At 70.8% G+C, this 17,946-nt stretch carries 21 protein-coding genes; 5 read left to right on the top strand and 16 right to left on the bottom strand.

Annotation, left to right across the window (positions count from 1 at the left end; all coding sequences use genetic code 11):
• Nucleotides 1-28 precede the first annotated feature (28 nt).
• Complete coding sequence (locus ABT063_RS24930; protein ID WP_351060306.1) at nt 29-778, bottom strand: MIP/aquaporin family protein; 750 nt, start codon at nt 776-778, stop codon at nt 29-31.
• Between the two features lie 760 nt (nt 779-1,538).
• Complete coding sequence (locus ABT063_RS24925; protein ID WP_351060303.1) at nt 1,539-2,558, bottom strand: helix-turn-helix transcriptional regulator; 1,020 nt, start codon at nt 2,556-2,558, stop codon at nt 1,539-1,541.
• A 101-nt stretch (nt 2,559-2,659) separates the two neighbouring features.
• Here ABT063_RS24925 and ABT063_RS24920 point away from each other — a divergent pair, with 101 nt between their 5' ends.
• Together ABT063_RS24920 and ABT063_RS24915 are read left to right on the top strand one after the other, a co-directional pair.
• On the top strand, nt 2,660-3,238 hold the full coding sequence (locus ABT063_RS24920) for a DinB family protein (RefSeq protein ID WP_351060535.1): 579 nt from the start codon (nt 2,660-2,662) through the stop codon (nt 3,236-3,238).
• Between the two features lie 207 nt (nt 3,239-3,445).
• Nucleotides 3,446-4,546: a winged helix DNA-binding domain-containing protein gene (locus ABT063_RS24915; protein ID WP_351060532.1), complete on the top strand. Its 1,101-nt coding sequence runs from the start codon at nt 3,446-3,448 to the stop codon at nt 4,544-4,546.
• A 366-nt stretch (nt 4,547-4,912) separates the two neighbouring features.
• On the opposite strand, the gene ABT063_RS24910 is transcribed toward ABT063_RS24915, so the two are convergent.
• The 3 genes from ABT063_RS24910 to ABT063_RS24900 form a co-directional block, all read right to left on the bottom strand.
• On the bottom strand, nt 4,913-6,538 hold the full coding sequence (locus tag ABT063_RS24910) for an EAL domain-containing protein (RefSeq protein ID WP_351060300.1): 1,626 nt from the start codon (nt 6,536-6,538) through the stop codon (nt 4,913-4,915).
• Between the two features lie 174 nt (nt 6,539-6,712).
• Nucleotides 6,713-7,903: a lipid-transfer protein gene (locus tag ABT063_RS24905; protein ID WP_351060297.1), complete on the bottom strand. Its 1,191-nt coding sequence runs from the start codon at nt 7,901-7,903 to the stop codon at nt 6,713-6,715.
• Nucleotides 7,900-8,325, bottom strand: coding sequence for a Zn-ribbon domain-containing OB-fold protein (locus ABT063_RS24900; protein ID WP_351060529.1), 426 nt, complete (start codon nt 8,323-8,325; stop codon nt 7,900-7,902). Before ABT063_RS24900 ends, ABT063_RS24905 begins: the two co-directional genes overlap by 4 nt.
• 173 nt (nt 8,326-8,498) lie before the next feature.
• On the opposite strand from ABT063_RS24900, the gene ABT063_RS24895 reads away from it, so the two are divergent.
• Both ABT063_RS24895 and ABT063_RS24890 read left to right on the top strand, forming a co-directional pair.
• Nucleotides 8,499-9,308 (top strand): M15 family metallopeptidase, encoded by an 810-nt coding sequence (locus ABT063_RS24895; protein WP_351060294.1) that lies wholly within the window; start codon nt 8,499-8,501, stop codon nt 9,306-9,308.
• A 46-nt stretch (nt 9,309-9,354) separates the two neighbouring features.
• On the top strand, nt 9,355-9,891 hold the full coding sequence (locus ABT063_RS24890) for an NUDIX domain-containing protein (RefSeq protein ID WP_351060291.1): 537 nt from the start codon (nt 9,355-9,357) through the stop codon (nt 9,889-9,891).
• Nucleotides 9,892-9,893: 2 nt separating this feature from the next.
• Here the strand turns inward: ABT063_RS24890 and ABT063_RS24885 are convergent, their stop codons facing one another.
• Complete coding sequence (locus tag ABT063_RS24885) at nt 9,894-12,260, bottom strand: glycoside hydrolase family 31 protein (protein ID WP_351060288.1); 2,367 nt, start codon at nt 12,258-12,260, stop codon at nt 9,894-9,896.
• Between the two features lie 468 nt (nt 12,261-12,728).
• On the opposite strand from ABT063_RS24885, the gene ABT063_RS24880 reads away from it, so the two are divergent.
• Nucleotides 12,729-12,959: a helix-turn-helix domain-containing protein gene (locus ABT063_RS24880; protein WP_351060285.1), complete on the top strand. Its 231-nt coding sequence runs from the start codon at nt 12,729-12,731 to the stop codon at nt 12,957-12,959.
• A 41-nt stretch (nt 12,960-13,000) separates the two neighbouring features.
• Here the strand turns inward: ABT063_RS24880 and ABT063_RS24875 are convergent, their stop codons facing one another.
• From ABT063_RS24875 to ABT063_RS24830, 10 genes are all read right to left on the bottom strand, one after another.
• Entirely contained in the window at nt 13,001-13,378 is a 378-nt protein-coding gene (locus ABT063_RS24875) for a hypothetical protein (RefSeq protein ID WP_351060282.1), read from the bottom strand.
• The gene (locus ABT063_RS24870) at nt 13,375-13,839 is read right to left on the bottom strand and encodes a hypothetical protein (RefSeq protein WP_351060279.1); all 465 of its coding nucleotides are present in this window, start codon (nt 13,837-13,839) and stop codon (nt 13,375-13,377) included. Before ABT063_RS24870 ends, ABT063_RS24875 begins: the two co-directional genes overlap by 4 nt.
• An 87-nt stretch (nt 13,840-13,926) precedes the next feature.
• The gene (locus ABT063_RS24865; protein ID WP_351060277.1) at nt 13,927-14,766 is read right to left on the bottom strand and encodes a helix-turn-helix domain-containing protein; all 840 of its coding nucleotides are present in this window, start codon (nt 14,764-14,766) and stop codon (nt 13,927-13,929) included.
• Nucleotides 14,763-15,299, bottom strand: coding sequence for a DUF6879 family protein (locus tag ABT063_RS24860; RefSeq protein ID WP_351060274.1), 537 nt, complete (start codon nt 15,297-15,299; stop codon nt 14,763-14,765). The genes ABT063_RS24865 and ABT063_RS24860 overlap by 4 nt, the downstream gene beginning before the upstream one ends.
• Entirely contained in the window at nt 15,292-15,510 is a 219-nt protein-coding gene (locus tag ABT063_RS24855) for a hypothetical protein (RefSeq protein WP_351060271.1), read from the bottom strand. Before ABT063_RS24855 ends, ABT063_RS24860 begins: the two co-directional genes overlap by 8 nt.
• 178 nt (nt 15,511-15,688) lie before the next feature.
• A complete protein-coding gene (locus tag ABT063_RS24850) occupies nt 15,689-15,943 on the bottom strand; it encodes a hypothetical protein (protein WP_351060268.1) in 255 nt (84 codons plus the stop codon).
• A complete protein-coding gene (locus tag ABT063_RS24845) occupies nt 15,943-16,200 on the bottom strand; it encodes a hypothetical protein (RefSeq protein ID WP_351060266.1) in 258 nt (85 codons plus the stop codon). The genes ABT063_RS24850 and ABT063_RS24845 overlap by 1 nt, the downstream gene beginning before the upstream one ends.
• Nucleotides 16,201-16,203: 3 nt before the next feature.
• The gene (locus tag ABT063_RS24840; protein WP_351060263.1) at nt 16,204-17,181 is read right to left on the bottom strand and encodes a LysM peptidoglycan-binding domain-containing protein; all 978 of its coding nucleotides are present in this window, start codon (nt 17,179-17,181) and stop codon (nt 16,204-16,206) included.
• Nucleotides 17,181-17,369 carry a hypothetical protein gene (locus ABT063_RS24835; protein ID WP_351060260.1) on the bottom strand — a complete coding sequence of 63 codons (189 nt, stop codon included), beginning with the start codon at nt 17,367-17,369 and terminating at the stop codon, nt 17,181-17,183. Before ABT063_RS24835 ends, ABT063_RS24840 begins: the two co-directional genes overlap by 1 nt.
• Nucleotides 17,370-17,431: 62 nt before the next feature.
• Nucleotides 17,432-17,932, bottom strand: coding sequence for a hypothetical protein (locus ABT063_RS24830; protein ID WP_351060257.1), 501 nt, complete (start codon nt 17,930-17,932; stop codon nt 17,432-17,434).
• Nucleotides 17,933-17,946: the final 14 nt, after the last annotated feature.

Below are 17,946 nucleotides of genomic sequence, written 5' to 3'. Positions count from 1 at the left end.
ACTGCTCAGAAATCGGATCGGGTATCGCTCAGAAGGCCGCGTTGTAGATGAGACCCGCGAGCGCTCCGCCGATCAGCGGGCCGACGACCGGGATCCAGGCGTAACTCCAGTCGGAGGTGCCCTTGTTCGGGATCGGCAGGAAGGTGTGCACGATGCGTGGGCCGAGGTCGCGCGCCGGGTTGATGGCATAGCCGGTGGGCCCGCCGAGGGAGAGGCCGATGCCGACGACCAGGAGTGCGACGATCAGCACCTGGGTTCCGGACTCGCCCAGCCCCTTGGTGAGGCCGAAGGCGAGGATCGGCAGGACGAGCCCGACGGTCGCGATGATCTCCGTCATCAGGTTGGCGACCGGGTTCCGGATCTCCGGGATGGTGGAGAAGATGCCGAGCGTCGGAAGTGGCTCCTCCGCCGTGCCCTCCGTGGTGCCCGTCTGCCGGACATTGGCCTGGAACTGGGCGAAGTACGTGAGATAGCACAGGACGGCGCCGAGCATGGCCCCGACCATCTGGCCCAGCAGATAGACCCAGACCTTGCCCCACTCTCCGGTGTCGATGGCGATGCCGAGGGTGACGGCCGGATTGATGTGCCCACCGGAGAGGGGTGCGGCGGTGTACGCGCCCGCCAGCACGCCGAATCCCCAGCCGAACGCGATCACGATCCACCCCGAGGCCCGTGCCTTTGAGTATCTGAGGGTGACGGCGGCGCAGACTCCGGCGCCGAACAGGATCAGGATCGCGGTGCCGATGACTTCGCCGACGAAAATGTCTCCGTTGCTCATGGCGGCTCCTAGGCCCTGGCCCGGGACGCTCGGCCCCGGTCCTCCGTGCAGGGTGCGGTTCCCTTGGCGAACAGCCGAGGGCAGAGAGAATCCCGCGCCCCGCCCGGCGTCCGCGACGAGCGTGCCGTAGCAGCCGAATCGCCCGTGGGGGTACGGGCCTCGGCTCAGGTGGACCCGCGCGAAGCAGTGCCTGAATACGCCGAGAATGTACGGCGATGTCGACTGACACCGGAAGTGTTCACCGGCGTCCAGGGAGCGTCAAGGTCGCTGACGACAACGGTTGATGGGCACGCGGTTGAGCGTGCCCGACGCGAGCTGTGGACCGGCACGGCCGGAAGCGTGCGGGTTCGCGGATTCCTGCTGGCCCAACCCGCGGAAGGAGTACGCCGATCCGCTGGTCCGGGCGGTCGGGCGTACGGGTGCTCAATGCGCGTGGGTGGGCACAACCGGCTGCGGAGCCCAGCTCGAAGGCCGTGGTGTTCGCGAGCGTAACCGGCCTGGGGGCTCGGGTTTGGCGCCCTAGGGCGGAGTGCATGCCGTTGGCGCGGCCGCGTCCGGCGCGCTGGTCGGGGGTGGGAGCGGGGCCGCCCGCGCGGGGCTGGACCGGTTGCTGCTCGTCGAACCGGCAACCAGGCGCAGTGACTTCGGGGCGGCCCAAGACCCCGGCCGAGGCACCTGCGGGATGAGCCGAAGCAGCGCTTGGCCCGTCCGCGGGAGTTGGGCGCGCTGGGGCCGACCGAGGCATCGACGTGCGCGGGGTTCATTGGATCGGAGGCGGCGTGGCGGGTGCGTCGGTTGCGGCGTTGGCGTAGCGGCGGGCCAGGTGCGCGAAGGCGTCCTTGAGCTCGGCCGGGCCGACGACCTCGATGTCGGCGTCGAACATGCCGATGGTGGCGGCCAGGCCGGGCCATGACCAAGAGCCCAGGGTGAGCCGGCAGCGGTTCGGGCCGAGTTCCTCGACGACTCCGTCGCGTGCGTAGCGGGACACGTCGGCGGCGGGCAGGTCGAGGACCACCTCGCCTCGGCAGGGCCAGTCGCCCGAGCCGTCGGAGCCCCGGAACCTGTCGGCCACGAAGGCGGCCACCTCACCTCCGGGCAGTTCGCGCGGGGTGAAGCGGGGCCCTGTAGGGGTGCGCGGGGTGATCCGGTCGGCGCGGAAGGTGCGCCAGTCCTCGCGGTCGAGGTCCCAGGCGACGAGGTACCAGCGTGCGCCCCAGGTGACGAGGTGGTGGGGCTGCACCCGGCGCGGAGGGGGTTCGGCCAGGTCGTCGTCGGTGGCTCCCGGTGGGGATGCGGGCGTGTAGTCGAAGCGCAGCACTTCGCAGGCGTGGACGGCGGCGCTGAGCGCCATGATGACGTTGCTGTCGGCCCGTGGGTTGCGTCGGGTCGTGGGCCGTTCGACGGCGGTGACCTGGAGGGTGTCGATCCGGCGGCGCAGCCGTGCGGGCATGACCTGCCGGACGGTGGTCAGCGCCCGTGCCGCGGCCTCCTCGATGCCGGCGCCGGTGGCGGTGGCGATCCGGAGTGCGACGGCCAGGGCGACGGCCTGCTCGTCGTCGAACAGCAGCGGCGGCAGTTCCGTGCCGGCGTCGAGCCGGTACCCACCGTCGGGGCCTTTGGCGGCCACGATCGGGTAGCCGAGCTCGCGCAAGCGGTCGACATCACGGCGCACGGTGCGCGGGCTGACCTCCAGCCGCTCGGCGAGTAGCGCCCCCGGCCAGTCCCGGCGTGCCTGGAGCAGGGAGAGCAGTGACAGCAGTCGCGCTGATGTCTTCGGCATGATTCCCAGACTGCCCTGAGAAGCGGACACTTCCTGACCGCTTCCCCTGTGATTGTTGTCCCGTGCCCGACGACGAGAACGACCAGAAGGACCCGATCACCGTGTCTGCCACGACCACGCCCTCCTCCACTCCCGACAGCGAGCGGGCCGACCTGCTCGCCGCGCTCGCGGCCGCGCGATCCGCCCTGACCCACACGACCCGCGGGCTCGGCGACGAGCAGGCCGGCGACCATCCGACGGTCAGCGCCCTGTGCCTGGGCGGGCTGATCAGGCACGTCGCGTCCATGGAGGAGAAGTGGATGCGTTTCGTGGTCGAGGGCGCGTCGGCGATGCGCTACGACCTGCCCGACGATGTCACCTGGGCCGGCCTCGCGGCCGGTACCGCACGCGAGATCCCGCAGTGGATGATCGACCACCAGAACGACTTCCGCATGCTGCCCGGCGAGACGCTGGCCGGGATCGTCGCCCGCTACGAGCAGGTCGCCGCCCGTAGCGAGGAGATCGTCGCCTCCGTCCCCGACCTGTCGGCGACGCACCCGCTGCCGGAGGTGCCCTGGAACGAGCCGGGAGCGGTGCGCAGCGTGCGCCGGGTGCTGACGCACGTCATCGCCGAGACCGCCCAGCACGCCGGGCACGCCGACATTCTGCGCGAGACGCTCGACGGGCAGACGTCCACCTGACCGGTGACGGATCTCGACCAGATCGGGCCGCCGCCCCGACCCGGTGCTGCGCGCCGGACGCGATGAACCACGACCGGACGGCGGCCGCACGCCGGCCGTCCGGCCCTGACCTCAAGGCTTCCACGGATTCGAAGGGACCGACGTCACTGTGAAGATGGGCGAGCCGGGACGGACCGGTATGCAGGAGCGCGCCGCGTCATGACCCCGATGACCGTTCTCGACACCCGGGCGCTCAACCGCGCCACGCTGGCCCGGCAGTTGCTGCTCGATCGCGCCGACGTACCGGTCATCGACGCCGTCGCGCACCTCGGCGGTCTGCAAGCGCAGGAACCGCAGGAGCCGTTCGTCGGGCTCTGGTCCCGACTGCGCGCGTTCGACCCGTCGGTGCTCTCGGACCTGCTGACGGGGCGGCGCGTTGTGCGGACCCACCTCATGCGCCGCACCGTCCACCTCGTCACCGCCGACGACGCTCTGGCCTGGCGGGCACGCCACGAAACCATGCTGCGCCAACGGGTACTCGGGGTCTACCGCCGCGAGCTCGACGGGGTGGATCTCGACGAACTCGCGGCGGCGGGCCGGGCGGTGATGTCCGACGGCGAGCCACGCTCGATGACCGAGCTCACGCGGGCACTCGCCGAGCGCTGGCCGACGCCGGGGCCGCGGGCGCTGGGTGAAATGCTGATCGGCGCCCTCGTCCCGGTGGCGCAGCTGCCACCGCGCGGGCTGTGGCGGACGAGGGCGGGCGTGCGCAACGTCCTGCTCTCGTCCTGGCTGGGTCGCGAGGCCGACCCGCCGTCCCCGGACGGCTCCGATCCTGTGGGCCAGGCGCTGGTACGGCGCTATCTGGCCGCGTTCGGCCCCGCCGCCTCGGCCGACCTGCGCGCCTGGTGCGGCCTCGCCGGACTGCCGGCCGCCATCGCCGCGATACGCGAGGAACTGGTCACCTTCCGCGACGAGCGCGGCCGGGAACTGTGGGACCTCCCCGACGCGCCGCGCCCCGACCCCGACACACCCGCGCCGGTGCGGTTCCTGCCCGCTTTCGACAACGCGCTCCTCGGCTACCACGACCGCGGCCGGATCATCGACGACGCCCACCGCGGCCTCTCGGTCGCCGGCGCTCGCGTGGTCCTGGTCGACGGCCGGGTCGCCGCGACCTGGAGCGTCGAGGCCGGCACCGTCATCGTCACCCCGCTGCGCCGCTTCTCCCGAGCCGACCGCTCCACCGTCGCCGAGCAGGGGCGGGCGCTGGCGTCGTTCCTCTCCGACAACGACAGCCATCGCGTACAGATCACCGCGTCTCCACGCTGAGCGACACACCCGCGAACGCTTTGCCCTGAGCACGGGATCGAGTGGCGCGCTGCGGTTCACGCTGTCGAAGGGCCTGCACGGTCAGGCGCTTGTCCACGCTGAACGGGGGACCTCGCCGCCACGCGCGCGTGCACAACGCCGACTTCACCTCGCCACGGGAGCGAGGGCGGTCTCGATCCACGCCAGGCCGGAGCGCCCCGGGGGCACCCGGATCGTCGAGAAGCAGACGGCAGACGCGCAGGAGCCGGCAGACAGGCTTGGCCCGGAGTTTCGGTCGAGCCGAGCCAGGTCGCGGAGGTCCCGCCCGAAGGCGGCCGTCTGGGCGCCCGAGTCTCCCGAGCGGCTGTCCACCCGGCGTTCGCCCGCCTACCCCGCCCGAGCGGCCGCCGCCCCCGACCCGCGACGGATCTCGTGCCCGGCCAGCCCGGCGCGGCCGAGCACCCAACTCCCTCCGTCCAACGCCTTCGCGGCCTGCTTCAGCGGCGCCAGACAGGCGGCCGCCTCGCGGTGGTCCGTCACACTGCCCGGCGTGCACAACACCGTGGCCAGGGACAGCGTGACGGGACGCCCACCCGCTGTCCAGGGGACGTCCAACACGGAGGCGGCCAGCGGATCCAGCCCCTCCGGATCAGCCAGCACCAGGAAGTCGTCCCCACCGATGTGGCCCACGCGCGTACTGCCGGACGCGGCATGCTGCAGCGCCCGCCCCACCGACCGGATCAACTCGTCGCCGGCCGCGAACCCGGCCCCGTCATTGACCTGCTTGAAGTGGTCGACGTCCAGCCAACTCAGCGCGAACGCCCTCCCGTCCGCGATCCGCCGGTCCACCTCCCCGGTGATCGCGTCCGAACCGGGCAGCCGGGTCAGTGGATTGAGTCCGGCCGCCTCCTCGACCCGGCTCTCGGCCAGCGCCCGTACGAGATCCGCGAGCCGTACGACGCCCACACACCGGCCGTACCGGTCGGCCACGGCCACGTCGTCCGACGTGCGGTCCCGGTCGCCCACGGCCACCACGTCCAGGACTTCCCACGCGGTGGCGTCGACGCCCACCGTCCGGGGCGGGTCGCCGAGTCTGGCGGCGGGTCGATCGGCGTACAGGGCATGCCCGTAGCGTCCCGACATGGACAGCAGGAAGCGGGACCGGTGCACCGAGCGCACCGGCACGCCGTCCCGGTCCACGAGCAGCACCCCGGACACGTCGGGCGAGCCGGTCAGCAGCGCCCGCACCTGACTTGCGGACGCGGTGTCGGGCAACAGCGCCGCGGGCCGTACGAACTCCCGCACCGACGGCCCCGAGCGAGGCGTCCCGACAACGTCGGCGGAGCGGGGCGGAACGTATACGTCCGCGGCGGGCAGCCGGGACGGCGGTGCGAACAGCTCGCCCTGCGCCAGCTGCGCACCCGCCGACAGCGCGGCCGCGCACTGCAACTCGGTCTCCACGCCCTCTACGACGAGCAGCGCGCCGAGCTCGTCGCACAGCGTCCGCATCGCGCGCACCGCCGCCGACCGAGCCAGCAGCGACGCGTCGAGCTTCACCAGGTCGGGCGCGAGATCGATGAGCAGCCGCAGGGGTACGTCCCCGTCCCCGATGCCGTCCGCGCTGATCCGGAAGCCCTGCTCCCGCAGCCCGGCGACCGCCTCCAGCAGTGCCTGCTGGGGCACGTGCGTGTACGGCGGGCCGACGTCGACCGTCACCTCCCAGGGCAGCCGCCCCACCGCCCGCACGGCGTCGTGCAGCGGAGTCAGCCCACCGAGGTCGGCGAGGGTGCCGGCGAACACGTTGACGTGCAGCGGCAACAGCGTCTCCCGGCGAGCCGCCGTACGAACCGCCAACACCGCCAGCCGGCCGTCGAGTTCGGGATCCCGACGGGCTTCGGCCAGGACGTCGCCGGTCTCCGGCCGGGCGAGTATCTCCAACGCCGCGACCCCGCCGGTCGTCAGATTGACCACCGGTTGGAAGGCGAAGCGGAGAGTGTCCGTCCAGGAGTGCACGGGAGCATGATGGCGCTGTCGGCGCACGCCCAGGCCCAGTTCATGAGACGTTCACGCAGGATTCCGGGTCGGTCACGCAGCGTACGAGAAAGCCCTTGCTCCCGTTGGTCCGCTTCGCGGCACCGCCCGGCCCGCCCGGCCACGTCGTTCCGGTCGCCCCGGCCCGCCCCTTCCTCAGCGCACCGCGATCACCGCCGATCCGTGCCCGAACAGCCCCTGGTTCGCGGTGATGCCCACGCGCGCGCCCGCGACCTGCCGGTCGCCCGCATCGCCCCTCAACTGCCAGGTCACTTCGCAGACCTGGGCGATCGCCTGCGCCGGAACGGCCTCTCCGAAGGAGGCGAGCCCGCCACTGGTGTTCACCGGTATTCGCCCACCCAGGGCCGTCGCACCCTCCCGGAGCAGCTTCGCCCCCTCGCCGTCCCCGCACAGCCCGAGATCCTCGTACCACTGCAACTCCAGGGCGGTGGACAGGTCGTACACCTCGGCGAGGGACAGATCCTCGGGGCCGATGCCCGCCTCCTCGTAGGCGGCGTGCGCGATCGACGCCCGGAACGTCCCGGCGGCGGGCTCGGCCGCCACCGCGGAGTCCGTCGCGATGTCTGGCAGATCCAGCACGGTGTTCGGGTAACGCGGCGTCACCGTGGACACGGCCCTGATCCGCACCGGGTCGGCCACCCCGCGCCGGTGCGCGAACTCCATACTGGACAGCACCAGAGCCGCGCCTCCGTCCGAGGTGGCGCAGATGTCGAGCAGCCGCAGCGGATCGGCGACCACCGCCGAGGCGGCGACCTCCTCGGCGGTGACCCGCTTGCGGTAGCGCGCATACGGATTCAGCGCGCCCGATGCGGCGTTCTTCACCTTGACCTGCGCGAAGTCCCCCGGTGTGTCCCCGTGCACGGCCATCCGCCGCCGCGCGTACAGCCCGAAGTACGTCGGATTGGTCGCTCCCAGGACCCGGAAGCGCAGCCAGTCCGGGTCGTCGGGCCGATCACCGCCCGCGGGCCGGAAGAAGCCCTTCGGCGCGGCATCGGCGCCCACCACGAGCACCACGTCCGCGAGACCCGAAAGGATCTGCCCGCGCGCGATGTCGACGGCCTGCGCCCCCGACGCGCACGCCGCGTACACACTCGCGACCCGGGCCCCCTGCCAGCCCAGCGCCTTCGCGAACGTGGCCCCCGCCACATACCCCGGATAGCCGCCGCGCACGGTGTCCGCGCCGACGATCGAGCCGACCTCCCGCCAGTCCAGTCCCGCGTCTGCCAGGGCCGCCCGGGCCGCCACCGCTCCGTACTCCACGAAGCGGCGCCCCCACTTGCCCCAGGGGTGCATGCCCGCGCCGAGCACCGCCACCTCTCCTGTCACGCCGTCACCCCCGTCGGCCGCCACTGCCAGGTCGTCCAGACCGTCTCCGCGTCCTCATGGAGCACGCCGGACACGACCTCCACCTCCATGCCCACCGCCAGATCGGCGACAGTGATCCCGGGGGCCGCCTGTCCCAGTACCACCATCCGTTCTGCCTCGAGCTCCACAGCGATCAACGTGTACGGCTCCCACGGAAGTTCCGGATCGGTCACATAGGGTGACGGCGGGCGGTAGCGGCTGTCCGTGTACGACCAGACGCGCCCGCGCTGCGAGAGCGGGATCTCCTCCAGATCGCCGCCGGAGCACCCGGGATTTCGGCAGTGGGCGTCCTCGCGGGGGAAGAAGACCGAGGCGCACGCCGCGCAGCGTGTGCCGAGGAGCCGGAAATCGCCCCCGTCGCCGGCGAACCACCTGGCGACCACAGGCATACGTGCACGCGACAAGGTCCCTCCCCGACGCCAAATCTGACGGTACGTCAGAAGTGTGCCACGGGCGGTGCTCCATGGGCAGGGCGTCTGTCACGTTCCTCCATTGGGAGGCGAACTGCATCCGATCGCTTCCCCGATGGAACGCGCCTCTGATAGATGCAGGGGACATGACACGACTCTCCAGCGCAGTACGCGGGCTGCTCACCGTGCTCGCCGCCCTGCTGGCCATGACCGCCGCATCCACCACCGCCCGGGGGCACACCGAGCCCAAAGCGACCGCAGACTTCGTGGCCCTGAGAACCGTGGACCCGACGATCATCCAGGAGATGCGCTACTTCACCCCGCACAACTTCGTCGGCGAGCGCATCGACGGCTACCAGCAGCCCCTGTGCATCCTCACCCGGCCGGCCGCGAAGGCGCTCCACGCGGCGCAGCTGAAACTGCTCCGCAAGGGCTACACGCTCAAGGTGTACGACTGCTACCGGCCGCAGCGCGCCGTGAACCACTTCGTCCGCTGGGCCCAGGACCTCGACGACCAAGCCATGAAGGGCGAGTTCTACCCGAACGTCGACAAGAGCCGTCTGTTCGAGGACGGCTACATCGCGGAGAAATCCGGCCACAGCCGCGGCTCGACCATGGACCTCACGATCGTGAAGCTGCCCGCCAAGCCGACCAGGCCCTACGTGCCCGGAGAGCCGCTGGTGCCCTGTTACGCCCCCAAAGAGGAGCGCTTCCCGGACAACTCCATCGACATGGGTACCGGATTCGACTGCTTCGACACCCTCTCGCACACCCTCGACCCACGCGTCCAGGGCGCACAGCGCGCCAACCGACTGCTGCTCAAGAGCACCCTGGAGAGCCTCGGATTCGTCAATCTCGCCGAGGAATGGTGGCATTACACGTACAAACCCGAGCTCTACCCCGACACCTACTTCGACTTCCCGGTGTCCTCGAAGTCCCTGACAGGGAGACACTGAGCTGCCCCCGGAAGACGCCCTTCCAGTGATCGGATACAGTCCGCGCGTGTCCGAATCTCAGCACTCAACCCACAACTTGGGGCCAGGCACCCACTGTTCCAGCTGCGGAGTGCCCTACGGAGAGGGCGTCTCCGGCTGGCCCCGTACCTGTCCGGCCTGCGCCACCGTGGCCTACCGCAATCCGCTCCCGGTCGCGGTGGCCCTCCAGCCCGTGTATGACACACAGGGCACCGCCTTGGTCGTCATCACCCGGCGCATCGCCCCCGCGCGCGGGGGCACCGCACTGCCCGGCGGCTACATCGACGACCGTGAGGACTGGCGGCAGGCCGTCGTCCGTGAGCTCAAGGAAGAGACCGGCATCGACGCGGCGAGCCGCGACGTACGGCTCGTCGACGCGATGAGCTCGCCGGACGGACACCTGTTGCTGTTCGGGCTCCTGCCGGAGCGCCCGGCCGACGGCCTGCCACTCTCCGCCGCCACGGACGAGACAGAGGGCCGGCACCTGCTGCGCAGGCCGGAGGAGCTCGCCTTCCCTCTGCACACCCTGGCCGTGCGGGCATGGTTCGAGGGCCGTTACCTCTGACCTCAGCTCGCCCCGAGCCCTCGTACCCGCACCGGGTGAGGCGGCTCGCTCACGCCGTCCTCGCCCTCCCGCTCGACGACCACCTGCCGGCCCTCCCAGCGGGTGACGTAGCGCTCGATCTCCGGCTCTTCCCAGCCGTCGCCCGCGTCCGGCACGACCAGCCCGCCCCCGGTCCGTCCCAGGGCGGGCGCCCACACCTCCAGTTCCAGCCCACCGTCGTCCCCGCGTACCGGGACGACGGCACCCGCGCGCGCGAGCACCGGAATCCGCGACAAAGGGGCGTCCACGAGCACCTGAGCCGGACCCTCGTACACCTTCTCCGTCGCCGTGTCGTACCACCGCCCCCGCGGCAACTGCACCGCCCGCCGGTCCGCGCCCGGGTCGAGCACCGGCGCCACCAGCAGGCAGTCGCCCAGCAAGAAGGCGTCCTCGCAGTCACGCAGCGCGCGGTCCTCGGGCGTCGACCACCACAGGGGCCGTACATAGGGCGCCCCCGTACGCCGGGCCAGATGCGCCAGCGTCACGAAGTACGGCAGCAGCCGCCGGCGTTCCACGAGCGCCACGCGCGCGTGCTCCAGCACCTCGTCGCCGAACTCCCACGGCTCTCTGCGCCCGGCCCGCAGACTCGCGTGCGTGCGGAAGAGCGGCAGATACGCGCCCAGCTGGAGCCACCGCAGATAGAGCTCGGGCGACGGACTCCCGTCGAAGCCGCCCACATCCGGCCCCGAATACGGCACCCCGCACAGCCCGAGCCCCATGACCAGCGACAATGAGGCCCGCAACCCGGGCCATCCCGTGGCCACGTCACCGGACCACGTGCCCCCGTAGCGCTGCATGCCCGCCCAGCCGGAGCGTGAGAAGACGAAGGGCCGTTCCCGAGGTGCCAACTCGCGCAGCCCTTCGTAGCCGGCCTGGGCCATGCACAGCGCATAGACGTTGTGCGCCTCGCGATGGTCACCGTCCCGACCCTCCAAGGAGTGCCGGGCCGACCGCGGCAGCGTCGACTCCCCGAAGGCGGTGAACGAGGTGGGCTCGTTCATGTCGTGCCAGAAGCCCGAGAAGCCCTGGGCGAGCCGCTCCTCGTAGAGGCGCCCCCACCACCGTCGCACGCGCGCATGCGTGAAGTCCGGATAGACCGCCTCACCGGGCCACACGACGCCTCTCACGAGCCGTCCCGCCGCGTCCCGCACGAACGCGTCCTCGTCCGTCCCGCCGTCGAACACGGCGTTCCCCGGGGCGTCCTTGACCGCGGGATCGATGATCGACACCAGCCGGACCCCGCCCCGCCGCAGCTCCTCGGCCAGCTGCGGCAACTTCGGGAAGCACTCCTGGTCGACGGTGAACACCTGGTGGGCGTCGTAGTGGTCGATGTCCAGATGGACCGCGTCGAGCGGCAGACCACGCTCCAGATAGCCCGAAACGATCCGCCGCACCTCCTGCTCACTGCCGAAGCCCCACCGCGCGTGATGGTGCCCGAGCGCCCACGCGGGCGGCAGCGCGGCCGCCCCGGTGAGCGAGGCCCAGGCGAGCAGCACGCGCGCGGGGGTGCCCACGATCAGCCAGCAACGCAGGGGACCGCCGTCCATCCGCAGCTCCGCCGTGCCGGCCCGGTCGTGCCCGGACCCGGCACCCTCCTCGCCCTCCCGCAGCGTCACCGTGCCGTCCCACGACGAGTCGTGGAACATCAGATGCGTAGCCGCATCGGCGACCACCAGCTGCACCGGCATCGTGACGTACAACGGATCGTCGCCGGGGCCGAAGGGACGTCCCGGGTCGGTGTTCCACAGCCGGTACGTCCCGTCCCGCAGCCGAGGGCCCGAAGACCGCCCGCCGAGCCCGAAGAACCGCGCGTCCGCGGCCACCTCCGACCGCTGCATCCAGCGCGCCGGACCGCCGCCCACGGGCTCCCACCACCGGGGAGGCAGATCCCGGCGCAACGTCACACCACCGGGCGTCCGCACCTCGACCGCTCCGTGCCGCGATACGACGACCGTCACCCGTTCCGCCACCACCCGCCAGCCGCCGTCCTTGTCCGGCTCCAGCACCGCCCGGAGATCCGGCTCCGGGCAGCGCCCGGCCAGCGCGTACGACGGCTCGGGACCGGCTCCGTCCCAGCCCCAGAAGACGGCCCCGCTGGCGGCCACGGTGATCCGTAGCTCGGAGCGGCTGAACCGGATGACACCGCCCCCGGGCCCGGGTTCCACCTCCCGCACCGGCCCCGGAACCCGCGCGCGCTCGGCCCCCCGCTGTGGCAGCCCCGTGGCATCGGCACGCCTCCTGCGCCACGCGGCGCGAACGGTACGCAACCCCTGGGCCGCCCCCACCGAACCGACCGTCTTCATCGAACGCACCAGGTCACGACCATCCATGCTGCTCACCCTGCCATTGACGGCGCCACGCGTGCGTATCGTTCAACTGCCGTTCACCCGTGCTGGGACCACATCTTCACGACACGGACTATGACGTCGAGAGCGTCTTATTCGTCTCCTGACGTCCATACGGTCCAGGAGAAGGTGAGAACAGTGGTCCGTGGCCGCCGTCTCACACCAGGTCTGTGAGATGTGTGTGAGACGGCGGTGCCTGCCCCGCATCCGGGAGAGGCGCAACGAGGCCCCGCCCATCCGCCACGGGGGTAGCGGACGGACGGGGCCGTGAACCCGCCTCGTCAGTGTCTTCCGGGACACCGACGAGGCGGGCGTACCCGCCCCGGGTAGAGGCTTCCGGCGACCACACCGGGACGGGCGCTCAAGGGGCGCGCACTGCGCCATAGATTCAAGATCGATAAAAGCGACACCAGTGACGCTGACATGTGAACATGCAGGTCCCAGGTTTGTCGAGTGCCTCGCGACAACGCTGAATGGATCTTCGAACGACGTCGCGAGCTGGGCAACCGCATCCGGGACCTACGCCTCCACGCCAACCACACACAGGAGTCCTTCGCAGAGTTGACCGGCATCGACCGGCGCACACTCCAGCGCATCGAGCGCGGCGAGAGCGACCCCCGATACGGCCACCTCCTGAGGATCTCCGCCGCCCTAGACATTCCTGTCTCAGATCTCGTCCAATGAGCGGCTACCCCCGACGGGGGGAACAGAGACGGCCGCGACGTCTACACCCGGGTACCGACGGCGATCGTGTTGTTGCCCGAGAGTTGCAGGATGGCCCGCTGGATGATGAGCAGGCGCCGCTCGTCGAGGTCTTCGACGGCCGCCAGGGCGATGTGTCCCATGCTGAGGATCGACAGCACGAGGCCGAGGAACGCGAACTGCGGCCTGTTCAGGTTCAGCGTGTACTGGTGGCCCATCAGGTTCTCCCACCGCGCGGTCGGGCGCCCTCTGTCCTCGACAACGAGGAGCCGGCGCACCTTGGGTAGCGCGAGGATCGTCTCCTCCTCGGCAAGGGCCTGCGCGGCGATGCGGTCCCGGTCTCTCGCCGCGGACTCGACGAGCAGCCGGCCGAGCTCCGGAGTGTCGATGATCGTGGTCATGCTGGTACCTCCGAGTGACGTCGGGAGCCGCCGGGGCCGAACGCGGCGGCGAGTACGGCAGGGTCGGTGAGCTGGCCCGAGCCGTCGGGGCACCACAGCCAGAACCGGTTCTCGTAGTACGACTTCAACGCCGGGCAGTGCAGCGTCCAGCCCGCGGGGTGCACCAGCAGCTGCCGTACATCGGCCAGCTCCTCCACTGCGTCCAGCGGCACCAGCCACCACGCCCGATCCAGCACCCCGTCGGCGAGCACGGGCCCCCGCTGCTCCTCGCGGATACGCGTGGCGGCCGGCAGGCCGTTGCTGAGACGGGACTCGGCGACGAGCCAGTGCTTGCCGGAGACGATCGGGGCGAGGGCTTCCGCGTCCCATGCTTCGCGTACGAGATCCGGGTCCGCGGTGCAGTCGGCGAGCCACGCGTTCCCGGCCTCATATTGCGCGACGGGCTGTGTCGGTAGGGCCATAGCCAGGACCATAGGGAGGCGGGTTGCGGCAATGGGCGGCGATTTCTCGGAATTTCTCCCGAGGACGCCGGGGGTTCCAGCGCTTGCTCACATCAGCTCGAGCGCGGCCCTCGCACGGGCGATGAGGCGGTACGCCTGACTGCCGGTCACGGCCGCCCGCTCAAGCTCGCCCCACACGGTCTGGTACAGGGCGACCTCTGTCTGATCGGTCAGCCTCAGCTCGGCTCCGATCGTCTCCACCATCACCAGCTGGTCGTCGAAGAGCCAGAAGCCGTGGGTGGGGACCACAGTCAGATCCGCACCCAGGGGCACGATGCCGAGCTGCACGGTGGCCATGCCGAATACCCCGGCGAGCCGGTCTAGTTGCCCGGCCATCACCTCGCGAGGGCACAGGATCGTGTGCAGGGCGGCCTCCCAGATCAGGAACCGGAAGTCCCTGCCGGGGGTGTAGAGGGCCTGCTGGCGCTGCATCCTCGCGTTGACGCCGGCCTCGATGTCTGAAGGAGTGCGGTGCAAGGTGGTGGTGCGGTGGAACATGTGCCGGGCGTACTCGGCGGTCTGAAGGAGGCCGGGGATGCAGGCGGACTCGAAGTTGTGGATCGTCCCCGCGGTGTCCTCCGTCGCCTGCCACGCCTCTTGGCGTGCGCGTACGCCCGCCGCAAGCTGCCGCCTCCACGCCGCGTAGTGGGTCTCCAGGGTGCGCAGGCGGCCTGTCAGCTCGGGGAGTGCATCAGGGGCGCCGAGGGCCTCAGCCAACGCGCGCAGGTCGTCGGTGGACGGCGCCTGCTTACCGGTCTCAATCTTGCTGACCTTCGAGGCGGGCCAGCCCAGCCGTTCCGCGAGTGTCTTGCCGTTCAACCCGGCATCGGCGCGCAGCTCACGAAGCCGCGCGCCGAGTGCGAACCGGGCTGTCTGGTAGTCGCTCACCGGGGAGGCGCGTTCTCCTTCTGGTAGTTCTCGAAGGTGATCGCATGGTGCCACGCCGCGCCCTGCCACTGCACGTGGCGTAGGACGTCGGCGGGGTCGTCGGAGAGCACGACGCCGAGGAAGCGGTCATGCTCGCCGAACTGGAGCCGCGCCACGGTCCGGCTGTCGAACAGCCAGTAGTCGTACTCGGGAAGCCCCAGGGCGTGGGCCTGAGGCCTCGCGAGATAACGGATGTCCTCGCCTGCGGCGAGGTTGTACGGGGTGCCCCACAGCTCGAACCGCAGGTAGTCGGAGGGGGGTTGGTCGATGACGCGGACGCGCTCCACCCGCTTGCCCTTCCCCGTCTCCTTCCGCATCAACTCCAGCCAGGGCTCGAACCAGTCGAGGCCGGGATCGTCGCCCTGGAGGAAGTGGCGGTACGGCTCGTCCTCCTCGGGGATGCCGTACGAAGTGCGTACCTCCAGACGGTAGGCGGTGTGCTCGATGTCGCGGAAGAGTTGGAGAAACTCCTCGCCGCTTACCAGCTCAGGCACCAGCCACCCTCTCGGCGTGGAGCGCGAACAGGACGGCCGGCACTACGACGGCGTCTTCGCCGGGCTTGACCTTCAGCAGCTGCGCCCGCTTCTCGGGGTCGGTGAGCGCGAGGCCTTGGACGACGATGTCGCCGGTCTCGGTGTCGCGGTAGAAGCTGGGGCAGCCGCCGCCCTGTGACGTGTTGCTACTGCCGAGGAACTCAAGTGCCATGATCTCAACCCTTCGTGTCGGTTGGAATGCTCAGTGTGCTCGGCATGGCGCAAGCACGGGCACTGGTTGCTAGAAATTTCTCGTATTGCTATACGGCTCGGCCGAGTTGCTCGCAACTTAGGGGGCAAAACGCGCGAAGGGCCCCCTCCCGCCCGAAGGCGAGAGGGGGCAAACCGTTTCAGCGGGCAGCGATCTCGTACAACGTCAGCGCCAGAGCAGCCAGAGCGCACACCGCAGCCAGAGACGGCAGCGGCCACCGCGACCGCTTCAACATCTCCACATCCGCCCGCAGCTCGGCAATGTCCGCCTCACTCTGCGTCTGCCGCTGGAGCGTGACGTCCAACCGGCCGTTGAGTGTGGCGAACCCGGTATCCACCGCCCCCCGGAGCCGCTCCAGCTCGACAGCCACCTGAGTCGACTCCGGAGGCGTCATCAGACCCCCTTGGCCAGGGATGCCGAGTTCGTCACGTCCCGCCACCGCGCGACGAGGCCCTTGCCCAGGGCGAGGACTGCGCCGACACCGCCGGCCGCGGCCGCATGCCACATGCTGCCGTCGAGGGGCTGGGTGACGACGATGCCGCCGATGAACGCCTGGAGGAACGTGGCGAGGGTGCGCTCCAGCAGGTCGCGCCCGTAGGTGGATGCCGTCTTCAGGACGGTTTCGGAGGAGGGGAACGAGGGTGCAGGCATGGGTTACTCCTTGACGTCGAAGCCGCGGCGCTTGCCGAGCTTGGTGAGCGATGCCTTGCCGGGGATGCCGTCGGCGGCGGCGCCGCGCCAGCCGCAGCGGCGCTGCCAGCCCGCGTAGGCCGTGACGGTGGCGCTCCCGAAGTGGCCGTCCGCCAGGCTCTTGGAGAGGAGCCCCTCCTTCACGAGGGCGTCCTCCACGGTCTTCACGCCCGCGTAGGTGACCGGCTGTCCCTTCGCCGGGGGGTTCTTCAGGGCCGCCTCGCGCACGCGCGAGAAGTCGACGACCGGCCGGGACGGCTTCGCGGTGGGCGCCTTGCCGTCCGGGATGGTCAGCTGCTGCCCGACCGAGATCCGGTCCGGGTCCTTCAGCCCGTTCGCCGACGCGATGGCGCCCACGGTGGTGCTGTACCGCTTCGCGATGGCGGTCAGTGTGTCCCCGGCCTTCACCGTGTGCGTGCCGCCATCCGCAGGCTTCCCGCCGGGGCGGGGCGCGCCCTTCTGCACCCACGCGTACAGCGGGCCGCCCGGGCACGCGGTGGCCTTGCCGTCCCGGTGACCCTTGATCTCCTCCCCGGCGCCGTGCTCCTGGAGGTGCTCGATCGCGTCGCGGATCGCGTTGAGCAGTTCGTCGGTCGGCTCGATCACGCCACTGGAGCCGATCAGGCCGAGCACGGCGTAGTGCGCCCGGTTCAGCACCTGGTTGCCGTTGGCGCCGGTCCGCTTGCCGATGCCCCGGCCCTCGAGGACGTAGCCGTGGCCGCATGCCGCGTAGTTGTACGCCACGTCGCTGTAGTTCTCGTGGACGTTGGCGAGGTGCGCCTCGCGGATGTCCCGCCACAGCGCGATGCACAGGCTGTGGTCCTTCAGGACGGCCGTCGGGACGTGTCCGCCGGTGTAGTGGACCTTGACGCCCTTGGTCGTGGCCTGGAGCGGAGCAGCGGAAGCAGGCCAGCCGAGCTGCTTGCGAGTGATCAGCTGCATCACGCACCACCGGCCAGGGCGTCCGTGTGGATGGCCACGGCTGCGGCCGTCCACGCGCCCTGGATCTGCTCTCCGAGGTCCTCCCACGCGGGCATGAAGCGCCCGTCGTGGGTGCGTCCCCCGGTCGCCTCGCGGTACGCGGCGTAGGCCTTCTGCCCAAGATCGGGCGGGATCGGTTGCTGAGCCATGGGCCCTCCTGGGCATGAAGAAAGCCCCGGCCGGGCGGCGCGGGGCGTCGGGTGATGCTCGGTCAGTTGGCGATCTCGTACTGGAAGGTGCCGCGAATGGTGTTGCCGGAGGTCCAGGTCCAGGGCGTCAAAGCATCCACGAGGCCGGTGAAGGCGACGGCTGTGGCGTCGGGCCTGCCCGATGAGACCTCCAGCTCGAAAGCCGCGGTTGTGGTCAGGCGGATACGGGCGACCACGCGGGCCCCGGTCGATGCGTTGAGCTCGGCGAATCCGGCCACGTTGTGCAAGGCCGACGCCGCCACCGGCAGGCCGAAGCGCCAGTTGTCGCCGGTCGTCGGGCTGGTACCGAAGCTGGTCGTGCTGCCGAACGCCACGTCGAACTTCCCGCAGCACGTGGTGGCGGAGAGGGCGTAGCGGCACGTCAGAACGGCGTTGCCGAACGATGGCGTCGCGGAACCTGATGATGTGACCCAGGTCGGTACCCAGTCCTCCCAGGTCGGGGAGATCGACGCCATCCGCTCTTCCGTCATGATCATGCCGGGCTGCCAGACCTCGAAGGCCATTCGAGATCACCTCC

The organism is Streptomyces sp. NPDC002838 (assembly GCF_040295365.1).
Lineage (GTDB): Bacteria > Actinomycetota > Actinomycetes > Streptomycetales > Streptomycetaceae > Streptomyces.
This window is presented reverse-complemented; position numbering and strand designations above follow the sequence as displayed.

Coding starts and splice junctions, on each gene's coding strand:
- ABT063_RS24930 (WP_351060306.1), bottom strand. CDS start 778: ATGAGCAACGGAGACATTTTCGTCGGCGAAGTCATCGGCACCGCGATC.
- ABT063_RS24925 (WP_351060303.1), bottom strand. CDS start 2,558: ATGCCGAAGACATCAGCGCGACTGCTGTCACTGCTCTCCCTGCTCCAG.
- ABT063_RS24915 (WP_351060532.1), top strand. CDS start 3,446: ATGACCGTTCTCGACACCCGGGCGCTCAACCGCGCCACGCTGGCCCGG.
- ABT063_RS24895 (WP_351060294.1), top strand. CDS start 8,499: ATGACACGACTCTCCAGCGCAGTACGCGGGCTGCTCACCGTGCTCGCC.
- ABT063_RS24885 (WP_351060288.1), bottom strand. CDS start 12,260: ATGGATGGTCGTGACCTGGTGCGTTCGATGAAGACGGTCGGTTCGGTG.
- ABT063_RS24875 (WP_351060282.1), bottom strand. CDS start 13,378: ATGACCACGATCATCGACACTCCGGAGCTCGGCCGGCTGCTCGTCGAG.
- ABT063_RS24870 (WP_351060279.1), bottom strand. CDS start 13,839: ATGGCCCTACCGACACAGCCCGTCGCGCAATATGAGGCCGGGAACGCG.
- ABT063_RS24855 (WP_351060271.1), bottom strand. CDS start 15,510: ATGGCACTTGAGTTCCTCGGCAGTAGCAACACGTCACAGGGCGGCGGC.
- ABT063_RS24850 (WP_351060268.1), bottom strand. CDS start 15,943: ATGACGCCTCCGGAGTCGACTCAGGTGGCTGTCGAGCTGGAGCGGCTC.
- ABT063_RS24845 (WP_351060266.1), bottom strand. CDS start 16,200: ATGCCTGCACCCTCGTTCCCCTCCTCCGAAACCGTCCTGAAGACGGCA.
- ABT063_RS24840 (WP_351060263.1), bottom strand. CDS start 17,181: ATGCAGCTGATCACTCGCAAGCAGCTCGGCTGGCCTGCTTCCGCTGCT.
- ABT063_RS24835 (WP_351060260.1), bottom strand. CDS start 17,369: ATGGCTCAGCAACCGATCCCGCCCGATCTTGGGCAGAAGGCCTACGCC.
- ABT063_RS24830 (WP_351060257.1), bottom strand. CDS start 17,932: ATGGCCTTCGAGGTCTGGCAGCCCGGCATGATCATGACGGAAGAGCGG.